The sequence below is a fragment of the Streptomyces tauricus genome (assembly GCF_014650955.1).
Lineage (GTDB): Bacteria > Actinomycetota > Actinomycetes > Streptomycetales > Streptomycetaceae > Streptomyces > Streptomyces tauricus.
The window spans coordinates 227,708-245,002 of sequence record NZ_BMVY01000007.1; the positions used below are offsets into that span (position 1 = coordinate 227,708).

18 protein-coding genes and 1 tRNA gene are annotated in these 17,295 nt (G+C 71.2%); 12 read left to right on the forward strand and 7 right to left on the reverse strand.

The window, feature by feature from the left end; genetic code table 11:
• From IE278_RS14555 to IE278_RS14590, 8 genes are all read left to right on the forward strand, one after another.
• Positions 1-372, forward strand: coding sequence for a DUF742 domain-containing protein (locus IE278_RS14555; RefSeq protein ID WP_189772349.1), 372 nt, complete (start codon positions 1-3; stop codon positions 370-372).
• Complete coding sequence (locus tag IE278_RS14560; protein WP_107019936.1) at positions 350-949, forward strand: GTP-binding protein; 600 nt, start codon at positions 350-352, stop codon at positions 947-949. Before IE278_RS14555 ends, IE278_RS14560 begins: the two co-directional genes overlap by 23 nt.
• On the forward strand, positions 946-1,686 hold the full coding sequence (locus IE278_RS14565) for a GAF domain-containing protein (RefSeq protein ID WP_189772350.1): 741 nt from the start codon (positions 946-948) through the stop codon (positions 1,684-1,686). Before IE278_RS14560 ends, IE278_RS14565 begins: the two co-directional genes overlap by 4 nt.
• A gap of 292 nt (positions 1,687-1,978) precedes the next feature.
• Positions 1,979-3,007 carry an L-threonine 3-dehydrogenase gene (tdh, locus tag IE278_RS14570; RefSeq protein ID WP_189772455.1) on the forward strand — a complete coding sequence of 343 codons (1,029 nt, stop codon included), beginning with the start codon at positions 1,979-1,981 and terminating at the stop codon, positions 3,005-3,007.
• 48 nt (positions 3,008-3,055) lie between these two features.
• Positions 3,056-4,255 carry a glycine C-acetyltransferase gene (locus tag IE278_RS14575; RefSeq protein WP_189772457.1) on the forward strand — a complete coding sequence of 400 codons (1,200 nt, stop codon included), beginning with the start codon at positions 3,056-3,058 and terminating at the stop codon, positions 4,253-4,255.
• Between the two features lie 21 nt (positions 4,256-4,276).
• A complete protein-coding gene (locus IE278_RS14580; protein WP_189772352.1) occupies positions 4,277-5,194 on the forward strand; it encodes a LysR family transcriptional regulator in 918 nt (305 codons plus the stop codon).
• Between the two features lie 64 nt (positions 5,195-5,258).
• Positions 5,259-5,813 carry a helix-turn-helix domain-containing protein gene (locus tag IE278_RS14585; RefSeq protein WP_189772460.1) on the forward strand — a complete coding sequence of 185 codons (555 nt, stop codon included), beginning with the start codon at positions 5,259-5,261 and terminating at the stop codon, positions 5,811-5,813.
• The gene (locus IE278_RS14590) at positions 5,810-6,388 is read left to right on the forward strand and encodes a GNAT family N-acetyltransferase (protein WP_189772354.1); all 579 of its coding nucleotides are present in this window, start codon (positions 5,810-5,812) and stop codon (positions 6,386-6,388) included. Before IE278_RS14585 ends, IE278_RS14590 begins: the two co-directional genes overlap by 4 nt.
• Here the strand turns inward: IE278_RS14590 and IE278_RS14595 are convergent.
• Entirely contained in the window at positions 6,383-7,660 is a 1,278-nt protein-coding gene (locus IE278_RS14595; protein ID WP_189772356.1) for an RICIN domain-containing protein, read from the reverse strand. The genes IE278_RS14590 and IE278_RS14595 overlap by 6 nt on opposite strands.
• Positions 7,661-7,888: 228 nt before the next feature.
• Here IE278_RS14595 and IE278_RS14600 point away from each other — a divergent pair, with 228 nt between their 5' ends.
• The gene (locus IE278_RS14600; RefSeq protein WP_189772358.1) at positions 7,889-8,248 is read left to right on the forward strand and encodes an MmcQ/YjbR family DNA-binding protein; all 360 of its coding nucleotides are present in this window, start codon (positions 7,889-7,891) and stop codon (positions 8,246-8,248) included.
• Between the two features lie 52 nt (positions 8,249-8,300).
• On the opposite strand, the gene IE278_RS14605 is transcribed toward IE278_RS14600, so the two are convergent.
• Positions 8,301-9,212, reverse strand: coding sequence for a transketolase family protein (locus IE278_RS14605; protein WP_189772360.1), 912 nt, complete (start codon positions 9,210-9,212; stop codon positions 8,301-8,303).
• A 116-nt stretch (positions 9,213-9,328) separates the two neighbouring features.
• On the reverse strand, positions 9,329-10,027 hold the full coding sequence (locus IE278_RS14610) for a thiamine pyrophosphate-binding protein (RefSeq protein WP_189772361.1): 699 nt from the start codon (positions 10,025-10,027) through the stop codon (positions 9,329-9,331).
• Positions 10,028-10,177: 150 nt separating this feature from the next.
• Here IE278_RS14610 and IE278_RS14615 point away from each other — a divergent pair.
• The 3 genes from IE278_RS14615 to IE278_RS42250 all read left to right on the forward strand — a co-directional run bounded on the left by IE278_RS14615 (position 10,178) and on the right by IE278_RS42250 (position 11,818).
• Positions 10,178-10,251, forward strand: a tRNA-Pro gene (locus IE278_RS14615).
• A gap of 293 nt (positions 10,252-10,544) precedes the next feature.
• Positions 10,545-11,300, forward strand: coding sequence for an esterase/lipase family protein (locus tag IE278_RS14620; RefSeq protein ID WP_189772363.1), 756 nt, complete (start codon positions 10,545-10,547; stop codon positions 11,298-11,300).
• 89 nt (positions 11,301-11,389) lie between these two features.
• Positions 11,390-11,818, forward strand: a complete 429-nt coding sequence (locus tag IE278_RS42250; RefSeq protein ID WP_246570316.1) for a hypothetical protein — start codon at positions 11,390-11,392, stop codon at positions 11,816-11,818.
• On the opposite strand, the gene IE278_RS14630 is transcribed toward IE278_RS42250, so the two are convergent.
• The 4 genes from IE278_RS14630 to IE278_RS14645 all read right to left on the reverse strand — a co-directional run bounded on the left by IE278_RS14630 (position 11,781) and on the right by IE278_RS14645 (position 17,126).
• Positions 11,781-12,317 carry an NUDIX hydrolase family protein gene (locus tag IE278_RS14630; RefSeq protein WP_189772365.1) on the reverse strand — a complete coding sequence of 179 codons (537 nt, stop codon included), beginning with the start codon at positions 12,315-12,317 and terminating at the stop codon, positions 11,781-11,783. The genes IE278_RS42250 and IE278_RS14630 overlap by 38 nt on opposite strands.
• Positions 12,318-12,445: 128 nt before the next feature.
• Entirely contained in the window at positions 12,446-13,513 is a 1,068-nt protein-coding gene (locus tag IE278_RS14635) for an iron-siderophore ABC transporter substrate-binding protein (protein ID WP_189772367.1), read from the reverse strand.
• Entirely contained in the window at positions 13,513-15,435 is a 1,923-nt protein-coding gene (locus IE278_RS14640; protein WP_189772368.1) for an ABC transporter ATP-binding protein, read from the reverse strand. Before IE278_RS14640 ends, IE278_RS14635 begins: the two co-directional genes overlap by 1 nt.
• Positions 15,432-17,126, reverse strand: coding sequence for an ABC transporter ATP-binding protein (locus IE278_RS14645; protein ID WP_189772369.1), 1,695 nt, complete (start codon positions 17,124-17,126; stop codon positions 15,432-15,434). The genes IE278_RS14640 and IE278_RS14645 overlap by 4 nt, the downstream gene beginning before the upstream one ends.
• Between the last annotated feature and the right edge of the window lie 169 nt (positions 17,127-17,295).

Below are 17,295 nucleotides of genomic sequence, written 5' to 3' on the forward strand. Positions count from 1 at the left end.
GTGGCCGCGGCCGGCGACGGGCCCTGGCTCGACGGCGCGGCCGGCCGCCTGGTGCGGCCCTACCAGGTGAGCAACGGCAGGACCCGGCCGAGCACCGCGCTCGACCTGCTGTCCCAGGTGATGTCCACCGGCGTCACCCCCCTCGGTTACCTCGGCCCCGAACACGCCCAGGCGCTCGAACTGTGCCGGGACCCCGTGTCGGTGGCCGAGGTCGCCGCGCATCTGAAGCTGCCGGCAGCAGTGACCAAGGTGTTGCTGTCCGACCTCGTCGACTGCGGGGCGTTGACCACGAAGGCTCCGACGTTCCACCACAACCCCACTGACCGGTCTCTTCTGGAGGCAGTGCTCGATGGACTACGACGACAGCTCTGACCCTTTCCCCACCGCGTTGAAGATCCTGGTGGCGGGAGGCTTCGGGGTGGGCAAGACCACCTTCGTCGGCGCGGTGAGCGAGATCGCGCCGCTCAGCACGGAGGAACTGCTGACCACGGTCAGCGCCGCGACCGACAATCTCGACGGCATCGAGAACAAGGTCGAGACGACCGTCGCGATGGACTTCGGACGCATCACCCTCGACGCGGAACATGTGCTGTATCTGTTCGGCACGCCCGGACAGGAACGGTTCTGGTTCATGTGGGACGAGCTCTCCGAAGGCGCGCTCGGGGCGGTCGTCCTCGCCGACACCCGCCGTCTGGAGGACTGTTTCGCCGCCGTCGACTTCTTCGAACAGCGTGGCCTCGGCTTCATCGTCGCCGTCAACGAGTTCGACGGCGGTTTCCGCTACGACCCGGAGGAGGTGCGCGCCGCCATCGACCTCGACCCGGGTGTGCCGGTCGTCCGCTGCGACGCGCGGATCTCCAGCTCGGGAGTCCAGACCCTGCTCACCCTCGTGCGGCATCTGCTCGCCCACGCACCCACGCGCGCCCCGAGCCATGGAGCACACACATGAGCTACGACCCGTCGCGCCCGGCCGGTCGGCTGCTGCTCACGCCCGAGGACAAGGAGGCACCCGCCCGAACGTGCCGACTGCGTGTGCTGGGCCTGGGGGAGCGCGCGGAACCGGCCCTCGACGCGTTCGCGCGGCGGCTGGCCGAGCTGGCCGGGGCGCCGTACGCGATGGTCAACTTCGTCGGCGAGGAACGGCAGTTCTTCGCAGGCCTGCACGCCCGGCCGCCACATGTCCAGCCCTCACATGTCCAACCCCCACATGTCCAGGCTCCCCATGCCCAGCCTCCGCATTCCGGGCTCACGGACACCCGGCACAGCGCCGGCGTCACCAGCGCCGGCATCAGCACCGGCACCGTTACCGGCTCCGGCAGCGACCACGGCAGTGACATGGCCCGCGGCGACACCGTCCTCCGTGGCTCGGTCCCGCCGTCCATCGGACCCGGCCGCCATATGGCCCGCGAATATGGGTTCTGCCCCCATGTGGTGGTCCGCCGCAAGGCGCTGGTCCTGGAGGACGTCCGGGACTATCCGCGTTTCGCCGGCAACCCGGTCGTCGACGAGTACGGCATCCGCTCCTACCTCGGCGCCCCCCTCCTCGACCGCACGGGCATCGCGCTCGGCACGGTGTGTGTCACCGATGTCGAGCCGAGGCCGTGGGGGAGGTCCGGCCTGGACACCATCAAGGCGATGGCGGCGGAGCTGGTCGAGCAGATCGAGTTGCGGGCGGGTGTGCTCTGACCACGAACCGGCCCGCTCGTGTGTGTTGGCGCCACATGGTTCGTACGCGATCTGTAGCCCCTGAGCTATGGGGGTCGGGACATAGACCTCGCAGGACACCGATCCCCGTAACGCCTGGGGGCGCACGGAGTCGGAGGTCGACGGTGTGAAGGAAAGCTGCGGCAGAGGTTAAGAAAACCTCGATGGACCCGGGGGCCGATGTACGGCAGATTGCTGATCGAATTCAGTCCTCTCCCCGGTGCGGGTGTCCTTCGGCATGCCTGGATCCGGGACCTCACGCACGGGAGCCCCGTTGAAGGCGCTGGTCAAGGAGAAGGCGGAGCCCGGGCTGCGGCTCATGGACGTACCGGAGCCGGTCGTCGGCCCCGGCGATGTACTGATCAAGGTCCTGCGGACCGGGATCTGCGGCACCGACCTGCACATCCGCAACTGGGACGGCTGGGCGCAGCAGACCGTCAAGGCGCCGCTCGTGCTCGGCCACGAGTTCGTCGGCGAGGTCGTGGGGACGGGCCGTGACGTCGCCGAGATCGCGGTCGGCGACCGGGTCAGCGGCGAGGGCCACCTGGTCTGCGGCAAGTGCCGCAACTGCCAGGCCGGGCGGCGCCATCTGTGCCGCGCTACGGTGGGCCTCGGGGTCGGCCGCGACGGCGCGTTCGCCGAGTACGTGGCGCTGCCCGCGTCCAACGTCTGGGTGCACCGCGTCCCCGTCGACCTCGACATCGCCGCGATCTTCGACCCGTTCGGCAACGCCGTCCACACCGCGCTGTCGTTCCCGCTGGTCGGAGAGGACGTACTGATCACCGGAGCGGGCCCCATCGGCCTGATGGCGGCGGCCGTCGCCAAGCACGCGGGCGCCCGGCACGTCGTCGTCACCGATGTGAGCGAGGACCGCCTGGAGCTGGCCCGCAAGATCGGTGTCACCCTCGCGCTGAACGTCGCGGAGTCGGGCATCGCGGACGGGCAGCGCGCGCTGGGCCTGCGCGAGGGCTTCGACGTGGGCCTGGAGATGTCCGGCAACCCGGTCGCGATGCGGGACATGCTCGCCAACATGACGCACGGCGGAAAGATCGCCATGCTCGGGCTGCCGTCCGAGGAGTTCGCCGTCGACTGGTCCCGGATCGTCACCTCCATGATCACGATCAAGGGCATCTACGGCCGTGAGATGTTCGAGACCTGGTACGCGATGTCGGTCCTCCTCGAAGGCGGCCTCGACCTCGCGCCCGTGATCACCGGCCGCTACGGCCACCGCGACTTCGAGGCGGCCTTCGCGGACGCGGCGAGCGGCCGCGGCGGCAAGGTCATCCTCGACTGGACCCGCTAAGGGCTCCGGACCGCTTCCCCTGTCTTCCGGACTCTCCAAGGACTGATGATGTTCGACTCCGTACGCGACGACCTCCGCACCACCCTCGACGAGATCCGCGCCGCGGGCCTGCACAAGCCCGAGCGGGTCATCGGCACCCCGCAGTCCGCGACCGTGACCGTCACCGCGGGCGGCCGTCCCGGTGAGGTGCTCAACTTCTGCGCCAACAACTACCTCGGCCTCGCCGACCACCCCGAGGTCGTCGCCGCCGCCCACGAGGCGCTCGACCGCTGGGGCTACGGCATGGCGTCCGTGCGCTTCATCTGCGGTACGCAGGAGGTGCACAAGGAGCTGGAGGGGCGGCTGTCCGCGTTCCTCGGCCAGGAGGACACGATCCTCTACTCGTCGTGCTTCGACGCCAACGGCGGCGTGTTCGAGACGCTGCTGGGCGCGGAGGACGCGGTGATCTCCGACGCCCTCAACCACGCGTCGATCATCGACGGCATCCGGCTGTCGAAGGCCCGCCGGTTCCGCTACGCGAACCGTGATCTGGCCGATCTGGAACAGCAGTTGAAGGAGGCCTCGGGCGCCCGCCGCAGGCTGATCGTCACCGACGGCGTCTTCTCCATGGACGGCTACGTGGCCCCGCTGCGCGAGATCTGCGACCTCGCCGACCGCTACGACGCGATGGTCATGGTCGACGACTCGCACGCCGTCGGCTTCGTCGGCCCCGGCGGCCGGGGCACCCCCGAACTGCACGGCGTCATGGACCGGGTCGACATCATCACGGGCACCCTCGGCAAGGCGCTCGGCGGCGCGTCGGGCGGTTACGTCGCCGCCCGCGCCGAGATCGTCGCGCTGCTGCGCCAGCGCTCGCGCCCGTACCTCTTCTCGAACACCCTCGCCCCGGTGATCGCCGCGGCCTCGCTCAAGGTCCTCGACCTGCTGGAGGCGGCGGACGACCTGCGCGAGCGGCTCGCGGCGAACACCGCGCTGTTCCGCTCCCGGATGGCCGAGGAGGGCTTCGACATCCTCCCCGGCGACCACGCCATCGCCCCGGTGATGATCGGGGACGCGACCGTCGCCGGACGGATGGCGGAGCTGCTGCTCGAACGAGGTGTGTACGTGATCGGCTTCTCGTACCCCGTGGTCCCGCAGGACAAGGCGCGCATCCGCGTCCAGCTGTCCGCCGCGCACTCCACCGAGGACGTGAACCGCGCCGTGGACGCCTTCGTGTCGGCCCGCGCGGAGCTGGCGGGGGACGCGTGAACCTTTGAGAGAATCGGCCGCATGATCGAAGCGCGGCGGCTCCACATTCTCCGGGCGGTGGCGGACCACCGGACGGTGACGGCCGCTGCCGCCGCGCTCTACCTCACGCCCTCGGCGGTCTCGCAGCAGCTGACCGCCCTGGAGCAGGAGACGGGACACCGTCTGGTCGAGCGCGGCGCCCGGGGCGTACGGCTGACGCCCGCGGGCGAGATCCTGCTCAGCCACACCAACGCCGTCCTCGCGCAGCTGGAGCGGGCCGAGGCGGAGCTCGCCGCGTACAGCTCGGGGTCGGCCGGTACGGTCAGCGTCGCCTCCTTCGCGACCGGCATCGGCCTCGTCGTCGCGCCCGCCCTCGCCCGGCTCGCCCGCACGGCGCCCGGCATCCTCCTGCGCGTCCAGGACGCCGAGGGCGACGCCAGTCTGCCGATGGTGCTCGACCGGCAGGTCGACGTCGCGGTCGCCGTGGAGTACCGCGGCGCCCCGGACGCCGACGACCCGCGTCTCGCGCACATCCCGCTGTACGCCGAACCGTTCGACGCCGTCGTGCCCCAGACCCACCGCCTCGCCGACCGCGGGGAAGTGCCGCTCGCCGAGCTGGCCAAGGATCCGTGGATCGGACCGTACCCGGGCAACCCCTGCCACGACGTGGTGGTCCTGGCCTGCGAGCACGCCGGATTCCAGCCCCGGCTCGAACACTCCTCGGACGACTTCCGGGCGGTGGTCGCGCTCGCGTCGGCGGACGCGGGGGTCGCGCTCGTACCGCGCTCGGCCCTGCAGGGCATGGACCTCGCGGGAGTGGTCGTACGCCCCGTCGACGGCGTCGCGCCCACCCGCCGGGTCTTCGCCGCGGTACGCCGGGGAGCCGAGACCCACCCACTGATCCTGCCGGTGCTGGAGGCGCTGGCGGAGGCAGCACCCGGCGTCCCGCATCTGGGATAGAATCCCGAATGTGAGACGCGATGATGAAGCTGTGGCCCATGGCGGGGACCCCCAGCCCGATCCCATGGACGTCCGGCTCGGCGCCCGGCTGGCCGAGCTGCGGGCCGAACGAGGCTGGTCACTGGGGGAGTTGGCGGAACGCAGCGGGGTGAGCCGCTCGACCCTGTCACGGGCCGAGCGCGCCGAGATCAGCCCCACGGCCGCCCTTCTCAACCGCCTGTGCGCCGTCCATGGGCGCACGATGTCGCGACTGCTCAGCGAGGTCGAGGCCGAGGCCGAACCGGTCCCGCTGGTGCGGGCTGCCGACCAGGCCGTATGGGAGGACAGGGCCTCCGGTTTCGTACGCCGCTCGGTGTCCCCGCCGCACGCGGGGCTGCGCGGCGAACTCGTCGAGGGACGGCTCACCGCCGGCGCCGACATCGCCTACGACCGGCCGCCCGTACCCGGCCTCGAACAGCACATCTGGGTGCTCGACGGGCGGCTGGCGGTCACGGCCCAGGACACCGAACACCGGCTCGACGCGGGTGACTGCCTGCGGTTGCGGGTGTGGGGGCCCACGCGGTTCCGCTGCCCCGGCCCGCGGGACGCGCGCTACGCACTGGCGGTGGTGCTGCCATGACCGCCAGGGACGCCGTCACGTGCAGAAGGCTGACGGCTGATCAGCTGCTCGCCGCTGCAGGGGAGTTGGGGGAGCTGCTGGCCGACACGGTCGACGCAGGCGCGTCGATCGGCTTCCTCGCCCCGCTCGACCGCGCCGCGGCAGTCGACTGGTGGCGAAGGCGGGCGGACGCGCTCGCGGACGGCTCCCTCGCCGTGTGGGCCGCGTACCTGGACGGCGAGATCGTCGGCACGGTGAGCCTCGTCTTCCCGGACAAGCCCAACAGCCGCCACCGGGCCGAGCTGGTGAAGCTCATGGTGCACAGGGCGGGGCGGGGGCGCGGCCTCGGACGCGCGCTGCTGGCCACGGCCGAACGCGCCGCGGCCGAGGCAGGGGTGACCCTGCTCAGCCTGGACACCGAGACCGACAGCCCGGCCGAGTCGCTCTACCGGTCGGCCGGGTGGACCAGGGCGGGCGTCATCCCCGACTACGCGAGGACTCCCTCGGGGGAGCTGCACCCGACCACGATCTTCTACAAGCACGTGCTTCAACACGTACATGCCGACTGTGCGGGTACGAGCCCGGCCCGCTCATGAACGGGTGAAGAACCACTCGTGGTTGTTCTGGCCCTCCGGAGCGCAGGGCCAGATGATCAGGCTGCGCGTGGAGTCGTTGTTGGCGTAGGAGTCCAGGCACTGGTTGTTGCTGGCGGCGTTGCGTATCCAGAACCGACCGTCGGACTGCTTGTCCAGCCACCACAGCTGGTTGTCGTTCGTGGTGCCGTTGCAGGGGAACTCCGTGACCTTGGTGGCACCGCCGACGCCCTGGTAGCCGGGCAGGTCCAGGCACATGCTGTCCATGACATTGCGGATCTGGAAGAGCGGTACCCCGCCGGGCCCGGCCTTGTCGTACCGCTTCTCGACATTCCACAGCTGGTTGTCGTCGGTGTTGCTGTTGCACGTCGCGTGCGTCACCGGCCCGTCCGCCTTGCCACTGCTGAAGCCGGGGACGTCCACGCAGGTGCCGTTGGTGTTGTTCTTGATCAGCACCCTGGTCATGACGGCGGGCAGCGTGCTCGGCGCCTTCTTCGTGACAGCCTTCTTCTTCTTTTTGCTGGGCGAAGGGCTGGGCTTCGGAGCGGGTGCGGCGGCCTCCTCGGCGACCGGCGGCGCGGCCACGGCCTTCGCCTTCTCCTCCTTCTTCTTCTTTGGGGCCGTCTTCGAAGGCGAGGGGGTCTGGGTCGCGAAGACACCGGCCGGACCGGTGGCCTCGTTCAGGACGGTGTCGGCCGCCGCGGTGTCGACGGCCTTCTTGTCCTCGTCCTTGTCCGTCACCGTGATCAGCAGCGGTACGGCGATCAGGATGGCGCCCGCCAGCGCGGCGCCGGCGAGCACCGGCTTACGGGGCCTGCCGACCGCGCCCTGGGTGGTGGCGGCGGTGTTCTTGCCGGTGGCCGCGGTCGCGACGGCCTCGTGCTGCTCCCCGGTGGCCGCGGCGGAGACTGCTTGCGCGCTCGCGACGGCCTCGGCTTCGGCCTCCGCCTCGGGCTTGCCGCCCTCCGCGGGGCCACTCGCGGCCTTCTCGGCGTCGGTATCCGCGTCGGTATCGGCATCGGCGTCGGGGTCGGCTTCGGCCTTGGGGGTGGCGGTGGCGGTGGCTTCGGCTTCGGCGTCCGTGCCGGTGTCGGTACCGGCCTGCGGTTCGCTCGCGGCGGCCCTTCCCGCGGCGGTGCCCTCAGACGTGGAGGCGGTCTGGGGCTTCCCGGCGCCTGCACCGGTGAGCTGGGCCGCGACGGCCTCGGCGTCGGGAGTGCTGGATGCCGCTGAGCGGGCGGAGGACTCTCCCGATGCCTGCTGCTGGTCGGACATGTACTTCCATACCTTTCCTCTGGGCCAACGGGGAAGAGAGGAAACTGTTGTGGGGCGGGGCACGACCCGGGGTGCGGGGGCGCGGGCCGTACGGCTGGGGCCAGAGTAGTTGGTGTTGTGTCGGAAGCTGTCGCCCAGGCGGTGAATTACCGGAGCTCAGGCCCGGGTTGTGGCACCTTCGGGCCCGGATCGACGGTCTTGTCAGTGCCATTGGTTACGGTGCGTTCCATGCAGGATGCCGATGACGTACGCCGAATCTGTCTCTCTCTGCCGGACACGGTGGAGAAGATCGCCTGGAGCATGCCCACCTTCAGGGTGGCGGGGAAGATGTTCGTCACCCTGCCCGAGGAGGAGACCTCCATGGCCGTGCGCTGTCCGAAGACGGAGCGCGACGAACTGGTCCTCGCCGAGCCCGAGAAGTTCTGGGTCGCCGCTCACGAGGCCGGGTCCGCGTGGGTGCGGGTGCGCCTGGCGGCCGTCGAGGACGCGGACGAGTTGCGTGACATCCTCGCGGACTCCTGGCGCCAGGCGGCCCCGACGCGGCTGCTGGACTCCTACCCGGAGTTGGGGGTCGTGGCGGACGGCTGAGGGGGAGGGGGAGGGAGGGGACCGGAAACCAGCGGGGTCCGGGCAGCTTCGGTCAGGCGTGTGCCCGTACCCCCAGGAATCCGTCGATCCTCTCCCGCAGGGACTGCGCGTCCAGCCCGTGCGCGGCCACATGCTCCTCGACGAGGCCGTAGCGGCGCAGCTCCCGGCGGCCGACGCCGAGGCCGAGCACGCGGTGCGGGAGATCCACGAGGGCGTCGTTCACGGCGGAGACCGACGTACCGGCCAGATACGGCTCGACCAGGACCACGTCGGTGCCCGCCCCTTCCGTGGCGTGGCGCAGCGCCGTCGCGTCGAAGGGCCGCACGGTCGTGGCGTACAGCACGGTGACATCGAGCCCTTCGGTCGCTTCGAGTACCGGGTCGAGCATCGGACCGACCGCGACGACCACCCCGGCCCGCCCCTCGCGAACGGTGCGGAACCGGGCGCCGTCGACGGGGAGAGCCTGCGAGTTCGACTGCGTGGACAGCCGTACGTACACCTTGTCGTCGCCCGCCGCGACGGCGTGCCGCAGCAGCGTCTCGGCCTCGTCCGGATGTCCCGGCACATGTACGGTCCAGCCGTCCAGGGTGTCGAGGAGAGCGACATCGCCGGGGGACATGTGGGTGTAGCCGCCCGCCGGCCAGTCGAAGGACGCGGACGCGCTGACCAGTACCGCGCCCACGTCCTGGTGGCCGAGGTCCAGCTTGAGCTGCTCGAAGGGCCGCTCCACGAGGAAGCTGGCGAAGGTGTGTACCACCGGCCGCAGACCGGTGAGCGCCAGACCCGCGCCCGCCCCGACCAGGAGCTGCTCGCGGATGCCGACGTTGATGACACGGTCCGGATGGCGGCGCCGAGCGTCCTCGAAACCGGCCAGACCGATCTCGGCGAGGACGACGGCGACGCGCGGATCCTCGTCGAGCAGCCGTGACACGACGGGAGCGAACCGATCACGCATGGTGTCCATGGAAAACCTCTCAGAAATCAGACAGCAGAAGGAGACAGCAGAAAGCGGAAAGCAGATGCAGGGCGAGAAGCGCGGAGGGGCGCAGGGGAGGGTGGGCCGAGGGGTGGTGGCCGGTCTCAGTCGTCCTTCGGTTCGACCTGGGCGACGATCACGCGTGGGCGCCCCGGGTGAGGTGCCGTGAACGCGGCGTACAGGGCCTCGTGGTCCCGCCCGTCGACGGTCTCGGCGGACCAGCCCGCCGCCTCGAACCGTGCCGCGATCCCGCCGGGCCGGGCGTAGCTGGCGGAGGAGTTGTCGATCACGACGGTGTGCAGGCGGTCGAGCCCGGCGGGGCCCGCGTAGGCGATGGCCTCGTGGTTGCTGCCCTCGTCCAGTTCGGCGTCCCCGACGAGCACCCACACCTGCGGGTCGTCGAGCCCCTGGGCCCGCAGTCCCAGCGCCGTGCCGACCGCGATCGGCAGCCCGTGCCCGAGCGAACCACTGCCGATCTCGGCGCCGGGCACGAGTACGCGGTCCGGATGGTGGCCGAGCGGCGAGTCGTACGAGCCGAAGCCCGGGAGCCAGTCGACCGGGACGAATCCCTTGGCTGCGAGGACCGCGTAGTAGGCCATCGGGCCGTGCCCCTTGGACAGCAGGAACCTGTCCCGCCCGGGGTCGCCCGTCCGGTCGGGGCCGACCCGCAGCACCCGGTCGTAGAGGACCCAGAGCGCGTCGAGCGTGGACGTCGCCGCAGGTCCGTGCTTCTCGTCCCCGCTCATCAGCTCCATCAGGCCGGGCAGGGCTTCGTACCGGTGTTCAGCCGTTGTCGTCGTCATACGGACGATCGTGCAACCTCAAGCAAGGTTGAGGTCAAGGGGAGCGTGTGCGGCGGCGGTGGGACAAAAGGAGTGCGCGACCACCGACCCGAGTGCGGTAGAGTTTCGATGTCCGTTCAGCCAGGGGAAACCCCAGGTCACGACGGACAACGGGACGTGGCGCAGCTTGGTAGCGCACTTGACTGGGGGTCAAGGGGTCGCAGGTTCAAATCCTGTCGTCCCGACAGTTCGTTCGATCGAACGTCGCAGGTGAAGGGCCGTTTTCGAACGGCCCTTTTTCTGTTGTGCCCCTGTCGGCGGGCCGGTCGGCTCACGGTGTCCGCTCCGTGACGGACGCGCTCACGAGGTGGCGGCAACGCGTCCGGCTCCACCGACGGAACCGAGGTGCGCTCCTCCGGCGTTCCGTGCGGCGCGAGCGGGCCGCGCGCGTGCACTGGTGATTTAGCCGATGGCGCCCGGGGCCGGGCCCATGACTCTGGTCGGGATCCGGTACCCGCATCCCCGTCAGGAGGGCTCCATGGGCTCCACACCTCGTCGTTCCCCGCGCCGGTTGTTCGGCGTACTCGCCGCCACCGCCGTCGCGTTCACCCTCTTCTCCTCCGCCACGACGGCCGGCGCCGCCGACACCGCGGCCACGGTCGCGCGGGCCGGCACCGAGCAGGCCGCCGCCGCGCAGCCGCTGTCCACCAGTACGCCGGTCGTCTTCGTGCACGGCTACACCGGCAGTGCCTCCAACTGGGTCACCGGGATGAGCGTCTTCCGCGCCAACGGCTGGTCCAGCTCCAACCTGTTCGCCTACGAGTACAACTCGTACGGCAACAACGTCACCAACGCCCAGGGCCTCGCCTCCTACGTCAACACCGTGAAGGCGCGGACCGGCGCGAGCAAGGTCGCGATCGTCAACCACTCGATGGGCGGGCTGGTCAGCCAGTACTACCTCAAGGTGCTGGGCGGCAACACCAACGTCAGCCACCTCGCCTCGATCGCGGGCGCCAACCACGGCACCACCTACGCCGGCGCCTGTCTGATCTACACGACCTGCCAGCAGATGTACCCGGGCTCCTCGTTCATCTCCCAGATCACCTCCGGTGACGAGACGCCCGGCTCCACGAGGTACGCCACCTGGTACTCGGCGTGCGACGGCATCATCCTCCCGTACACGAGCACCCGGCTCGACGGCGCGACCAACAACAACGTGCTCTGCCAGACCCACATCGGGTTTCTGACGGACAGCGCCGTACTCGGGCAGATCGCCCGCTTCGTCGCTTCCTGATCGTCAGTGCGGGTAGGGGTCATCCAAGGGGTGGCCCCTACCCTGCGTTCGGGGGCGCTTGTGACCGCCGGGCCGCGAAAGCGACGACGATGGCCGTCCAGGCCGTGCCGGTCGCCCCGTCGGGTACGGCCCGGTCCGCTGCCGGTGTGCGGCACGCGGCGGTGAACTCCGGTTGGTGGTCGACCGCGTTGCCCGTGGCACTGAGCGCCGCCGCCGAGGCTGTGACGCGGGCGAGGACCACCGGTATCGCCTCCGTCGGGGTACGCGGCACCGTCCACACCGGCGCCATCGGCTACCACATCTCGAAGATCGCCGAACAGGGCATGGCCGGACCGGGGTTCGCCGCGGCCGTCGACGCCACACTCGGCACCCTCAAGGGGCTGCCGGTGGTGGACGATGCCGAGGGCGTCTCCCCACGCCGGCGTCCACTCCCACGGCCTGAGTGGACGCCGGGCTGCCGGACAGCGGTCCCCGCGCCCTTCAGGACAGAGCGCCCACATGCGCGAGGGCCTGCTTGAGCAGGGCCCCGTGGCCACCCGGCATCTCGTTCAGGACCATGGGGGACGACGCCTCCTGAGGGCTGAACCAGACCAGGTCGAGGGCGTCCTGGCGAGGACGGCAGTCGCCGGTCACCGGCACGATGTAGGCGAGCGACACCGCGTGCTGGCGGGGGTCGTGGAACGGCGTGTCCCCCAGCGTCGGGAAGTACTCGGCGACGGTGAAGGGCTGCAGCGAGGCCGGGACCCGGGGCAGCGCGACCGGGCCGAGGTCCTTCTCCAGGTGGCGCAGCAGGGCGTCCCTGACCCGTTCGTGGTGCAGTACCCGGCCGGAGACGAGCGCGCGGCTGACCGCTCCGCCCGAGCCCATGCGGAGCAGCAGTCCGATGCTGGTCACCTCGCCGCTGTCGTCGACGCGTACCGGCACGGCCTCGACGTACAGGATCGGCATGCGGGCGCGGGCCTGCTCGAGCTCGTCGTGGGGCAGCCAGCCGGGCGTGGTTTCGGTCAAGTCAGACATTGGGTGATCATACTTTCAGCCTCTGGTGTCGCGAGCGTGTCGCCCGACACAGCGTGGTCCGGGGCCACGGATCATCCGTGCCCCGGACCTTCTGTCCGCTGGGCCCCGCGGCAATCGCGAGGTCACTCTCAAGAGGTCGGTTCGGTCACCTTCGTGGCGGTGTCGCCGTCGACGGCGGCGGCCAGTTGCGGCACCAGGCGGTCCAGCATGTAGGGCAGGCTCAGCACCGACACGAAGGACACGGAGTTGCCGTAGTCGCTGGTCTCCTCGACGAAGACCTCGCGGCCCTGCTTCACCACGTCCAGATCGCCGTAGAGGGCGTTCTTGTGGAGCTTGGCCTCGTCCTTCGCCCGGTCCCCGACGATCCAGACGGCGGCGCCGGTGTTCAGCAGGTCGGTGCGCTCCTTGCTGATGTTGGCACCGAACTTGTCACCGATGACCTTGTCGAGGTCGGTCGGCAGTTTGAAGCCGAGGTCGGTCAGGACCCGCGAACGCGAGTCCTGGCTGCCGAAGACGAAGATGCCCTCGTACGGAGTCGCCATCACGCCGGTGGACTCGGCGAACTTCGGATTCTCCTTGGCGGCGGTCGCGAAGTCGGACTCGACGCCCTTCACGAGGTCCTTCGCCGCGGACTCCTGCCCGAGGGCCTTTCCGATGATCTCGGTCTGCTGCTGCCACGGCACACCGAAGTCGTTGTACTGCTTCGGCTGGGCGACGACCGGGGCGAACTTCGAGAGGGTCGCGTACTGGTCCTTCGTGAGGCCGCCGTAGACCGCGAGGATCAGATCGGGCTTCAGTGCCGCGATCTTCTCCGTCTGCGGACCCGTGCCGGTGTCCTTCAGCACGGTCGGGGTCTTCCCGCCGCCCAGTTTGTCGGTGGCCCAGGGGCCGATGGCGCCCTTGTAGCCGCCGAGCCACTCGGTGGTGCCGACGGGCACCTTGCCGAGGGCCAGCACGGCGTCCTGGTCGGTCAGCCCGACCGTGACGATCCGCTTCGGCTCGGACTTGACGGTGGTGTCGCCGTACTTGTGGGCCAGGGTCACCGGGAAGGCGCTGTTCGCGGACGCGGACTTGTCCGCGCCCGCCGCGTCCGAGCCGGAGTCGTCGTCGGAGCCGCAGGCCGCCGCGGTGGTGAACAGGAGGAGTGCGGAGGCGAGCGTCGCGACAAGGCGTGCGCCTCTGGAAGAGCCGGGCATCAGTGGTCCTTCACGGTGGTGGTGTCAGGGCTGGTGGTGACGTGGCTGGTGCTGGTGTGAGGGCTGTCGTGGTGCGTGGGGGTCCGGTCGGCCGTGGCGCGGGTGCCGGACCACGCCGCCCACAGGGAGGCGTAGGGGCCGGCCGCGGCGCACAGCTCGTCATGGGTGCCGTTCTCCACGATCCGGCCGCCGTCCATGACGACGATCCGGTCCGCGGTGGCCGCCTGGGTGAGACGGTGGGCGACGATGAGCGCCGTGCGGCCCTCGACCGCCCGGTCGGCCGCCTGCTCCAGGAGCCGGGCGCCGGTGCTGCCCGCCTCGGCCGTGGCCTCGTCCAGTACGGCCACCGGGGGATCGGCGAGCACCAGGCGGGCCAGGGCGAGTTGCTGGACCTGGGCGGAGGTGAGGCGGTGCCCGCCGTCGCCGACGACCGTGTCCAGGCCGTCGGGCAGCGCCCCGGCCCAGTCGAGGGCGTCCACCGCGGCCAGCGCGGTACGCAGTTCGTCGTCGGTGGCGCCGGCCCGCGCGAGCCGCAGATCGTCCGCCAGCGGCCCGGCGAAGACATGTGTCTCCTGGGTGACCAGTGCGACGGGCAGGCCCTCGCGGGGCACGCCGTCGTCGGTCGTCACGTGTACCGAGCCGGACGTCGGACGGTGTACGCCCGCGATCAGCTTGGCCAGGGTGGTCTTGCCTGCGCCGCTCACGCCGACCAGGGCGACCCGCTCACCGGCCCGCAGCGTGAGGTCCACGCCGTGCAGGACGGGGCGGCCCGGCTCGTAGGCGTGGTCGATGCCGGTCACGGTGACGGTGCCGTGCGCGGCCGAGGGCCCGGAGGCGGACGGCTCGGAGGCGGTGGGCTCGGCGAGGGACGTCCTGGCGAGGGACGGCTGCGCCGGGGACGGCTGGTCGGCGACTCCGACGAGGCGGGCGAGCGCGGCGGTCGCCGACTGCGCGTCGTCGAGGAGGACGAGCGCCTGGTTGACCGGCGTGAACAGGCTGTGGAAGTAGAGCGCGGCGGCCGTGGCCGTACCGATGGACACCGAGCCGCCGCGCACGAGCAGGAACCCGGTGACGAGGACCGCCGCGAGTCCGGCGTACTCCGCCACGTGCAGCCGGTTGTAGAAGTTCAGCACCAGCCGTACGCCGCGCAGGGTCAGCTCGACTGCCGCCGACGACCGCCGGGTCACCCGCGCGGTGTGCTCCTCCTCAAGACGGAACGCCCGTACGGTGCCCGCGCCCGCGATGGTGTCCAGCAACTGCTGCTGCTGGGACCCGGTGGCGATGCGCTGCTCGGCGTAGAGCGGTACGGCGTTGCGTACGTACCAGCGGGCGGTGGAGGCCTGGACGGGCACCGCGATGAGGGCCGCGAGGAAGAACCGCCAGTCCAGCGCGGCCATCGCGGCCAGGGTCAGCACGATGGCCAGCAGGGAGCGGGCCAGTTCGGGCAGGGCCGAGCGCACCGCCTCGCCCACCACCGAGACGTCCCGGGTGACCCGTGCGGTGAGGTCGCCCGCCCCGGCCTTCTCCACCTGTTCCAGGGGCAGCCGCAGGGCCTTCTCGACGAACCGCTCACGCAGCTGCGCGAGGACGGTCTCGCCGAGCCGGGCCACAAGTGACAGGCCCAGCACGGTGGTTGCGCCCTGCGCGAGGGCGACCAGCACCAGCAGGACGACCGGCTGGGTGATGCTCCCCGGCGGGCGCTGGTCGGCGACCAGGTCCACGATGCGGCCGAGCAGCGGCTGGACCAGCAGGCCGACGGCGGTGGCCACGACCATCATGGCGAACCCGGCGAGGGCCAGGCGCCGGTGCGGGCGTACCAGCTCGCGTACGGCGGCACGGGTACGGGCCTGAGTCGCGGTGGGCAGCAACTCGCGGTGCACGGTGGTGGCGGTGTCACGCGTCTCGTCGGCAGTCGCACTCATGCCAGAACCGCCGCTCGGTAGGTCTCATGACGGGCAATCAGGTCGGCGTGCGGCGCCGTGTCGGTGACCCGGCCGCCGTCGAGCAGCACCACCCGGTCGGTCACGGCGAGCAGCGCGGGGCTGGTGGTCACCAGCACCGTGGTGCGGCCCTTGCGGACCTCGCGCAGACCGGTCGCGATCCCCGCCTCCGTCACCGCGTCGACCGCCGTGGTCGGATCGTGAACCACGAGGACGGCGCGGTCGGCGGCCAACGCGCGGGCGAGCGCGACCCGTTGGCGCTGTCCGCCGGAGAGGGAACGGCCGCGCTCACTGACCGCGGTGTCCTCGCCCTCGGGCAGGGTCTGCGCGACCTGGGCCACTCCGGCCGCCGTCATGGCGGGCTCGGGGTCGACGTGTTCGGGGGCGGCGGCCGTCACGTTGTCACGGACGGTGCCTTCGAAGAGGTCCGCGTCGTGCTCGGCGACCAGCAGGGCCGTACGCATCTCTGCCGGGTCCAGGTCCCGCAGGGACACCCCGTCCAGTTCCACCGTGCCCGTGTCGGGGTCGGTTCGCCGGGCCAGGCAGCGCAGCAGATCGGTGGCGTGGGCGGGGTCGGTCGCGACCACGCCGAGCAGTTCGCCGGGCGCGATGTCCAGGTCCACCTCGCGCAGTCCGCCGTGGCTGACACCGGTCAGCCGCAGCCCGCCGCGCACCTCCGTGGGCAGGCTCAGTTCGCCGGCGGTGACGGCGTGCGGGGTGGCCAGGACCTCCGCGACGCGGCCGGCCGAGGCGCGGCCCTGGGCGAGTTCGGCGTTCACCCAGGCGAGTACTTCGAGGGGGCCGACCAGGAACAGCGCGAGCCCGACGGCCGACACCAACTGGCCGAGACTGATGCTGCCTTCGGCGGCCAGCCGGCCGCCGACCAGGGCGACCAGGGCGATCAGGCAGCCGGTCAGGGAGAGCACCATGCCGCTCTGGAAGGCCTGCGCGCGGGCCGCCTTCAGCGTGGCCGCCAGGGAGTCGCGGCTGGTGGTGCGGTAGCGGTCGATCGCCGCCGACTCGCCGCCGATGCCCTTGAGGATCCTGAGGCCGGCCACCAGGTCGGCGGCGACGGCGGAGGCGTGGGCGGCGCGCTCCTGCTCGGCCTCGCTGCGGGTCTCCAGGGGCTTGCTCAGCAGATGCCCGAGCCAGAGCAGCACGGGTGTGCCGAGCAGGACGACCAGGCCGAGCAGGACCGAGGTGCGCAGCAGTACGAAGGCGCAGGTGAGGATGCCGGCCAGGGACGCGATCCCGTACATCACGGCCGTGTTGACGCCGCCGACGCGCTTGGCGTCCTCAGTCGCGGTGTTGGCGAGCGCGCCGGGCAGCCGGCCGTCCTCGGCGCCACCGCCGGGATGCAGTACCCGTCGTACGAGGGCGATGCGCAGGGAGTGTTCGGAGCGGACCGCGGACCGGTCGCCGGCCCAGGCGCCGAAACGGAAGGACAGGGCGAGCCCGACATAGACCACGGCGAGGACACCGAGCCACAGGAGGAGGGCGCCGGTGTCGGAGCCGGTGACGGCCCGGTCGATCACTACGCCGATCAGGACCGGAACCAGGGCTTCCCCGACTTGGTGTCCGGAGGCGAGCAGCGCGCCGAGACCGACGTCCCGGCGTTGCTCCCTGACCGACTCCCGCAGGACGTCACGCCCTGACGGATATGTAGGACTCACCCGCAACCCCTCCGGGATCGGACGAAGAAAACTTAGGTGAGGCTACTCTAAGTTGCTGGCCATGGCATTGCCCAGGGCGGGCATGTGTGCGGGAGCCCCACGCGGACGCGGTGGTAGGGGTGTCCGACACGGGTGCGGCGGTACGGATCCGTCCGCGCGGGTGTGGCGG

Coding starts and splice junctions, on each gene's coding strand:
- IE278_RS14560 (WP_107019936.1), top strand. CDS start 350: ATGGACTACGACGACAGCTCTGACCCTTTCCCCACCGCGTTGAAGATC.
- IE278_RS14565 (WP_189772350.1), top strand. CDS start 946: ATGAGCTACGACCCGTCGCGCCCGGCCGGTCGGCTGCTGCTCACGCCC.
- IE278_RS14575 (WP_189772457.1), top strand. CDS start 3,056: ATGTTCGACTCCGTACGCGACGACCTCCGCACCACCCTCGACGAGATC.
- IE278_RS14580 (WP_189772352.1), top strand. CDS start 4,277: ATGATCGAAGCGCGGCGGCTCCACATTCTCCGGGCGGTGGCGGACCAC.
- IE278_RS14585 (WP_189772460.1), top strand. CDS start 5,259: ATGGACGTCCGGCTCGGCGCCCGGCTGGCCGAGCTGCGGGCCGAACGA.
- IE278_RS14590 (WP_189772354.1), top strand. CDS start 5,810: ATGACCGCCAGGGACGCCGTCACGTGCAGAAGGCTGACGGCTGATCAG.
- IE278_RS14595 (WP_189772356.1), bottom strand. CDS start 7,660: ATGTCCGACCAGCAGCAGGCATCGGGAGAGTCCTCCGCCCGCTCAGCG.
- IE278_RS14600 (WP_189772358.1), top strand. CDS start 7,889: ATGCAGGATGCCGATGACGTACGCCGAATCTGTCTCTCTCTGCCGGAC.
- IE278_RS14605 (WP_189772360.1), bottom strand. CDS start 9,212: ATGGACACCATGCGTGATCGGTTCGCTCCCGTCGTGTCACGGCTGCTC.
- IE278_RS14610 (WP_189772361.1), bottom strand. CDS start 10,027: ATGACGACGACAACGGCTGAACACCGGTACGAAGCCCTGCCCGGCCTG.
- IE278_RS14620 (WP_189772363.1), top strand. CDS start 10,545: ATGGGCTCCACACCTCGTCGTTCCCCGCGCCGGTTGTTCGGCGTACTC.
- IE278_RS42250 (WP_246570316.1), top strand. CDS start 11,390: ATGGCCGTCCAGGCCGTGCCGGTCGCCCCGTCGGGTACGGCCCGGTCC.
- IE278_RS14630 (WP_189772365.1), bottom strand. CDS start 12,317: ATGTCTGACTTGACCGAAACCACGCCCGGCTGGCTGCCCCACGACGAG.
- IE278_RS14635 (WP_189772367.1), bottom strand. CDS start 13,513: ATGCCCGGCTCTTCCAGAGGCGCACGCCTTGTCGCGACGCTCGCCTCC.
- IE278_RS14640 (WP_189772368.1), bottom strand. CDS start 15,435: ATGAGTGCGACTGCCGACGAGACGCGTGACACCGCCACCACCGTGCAC.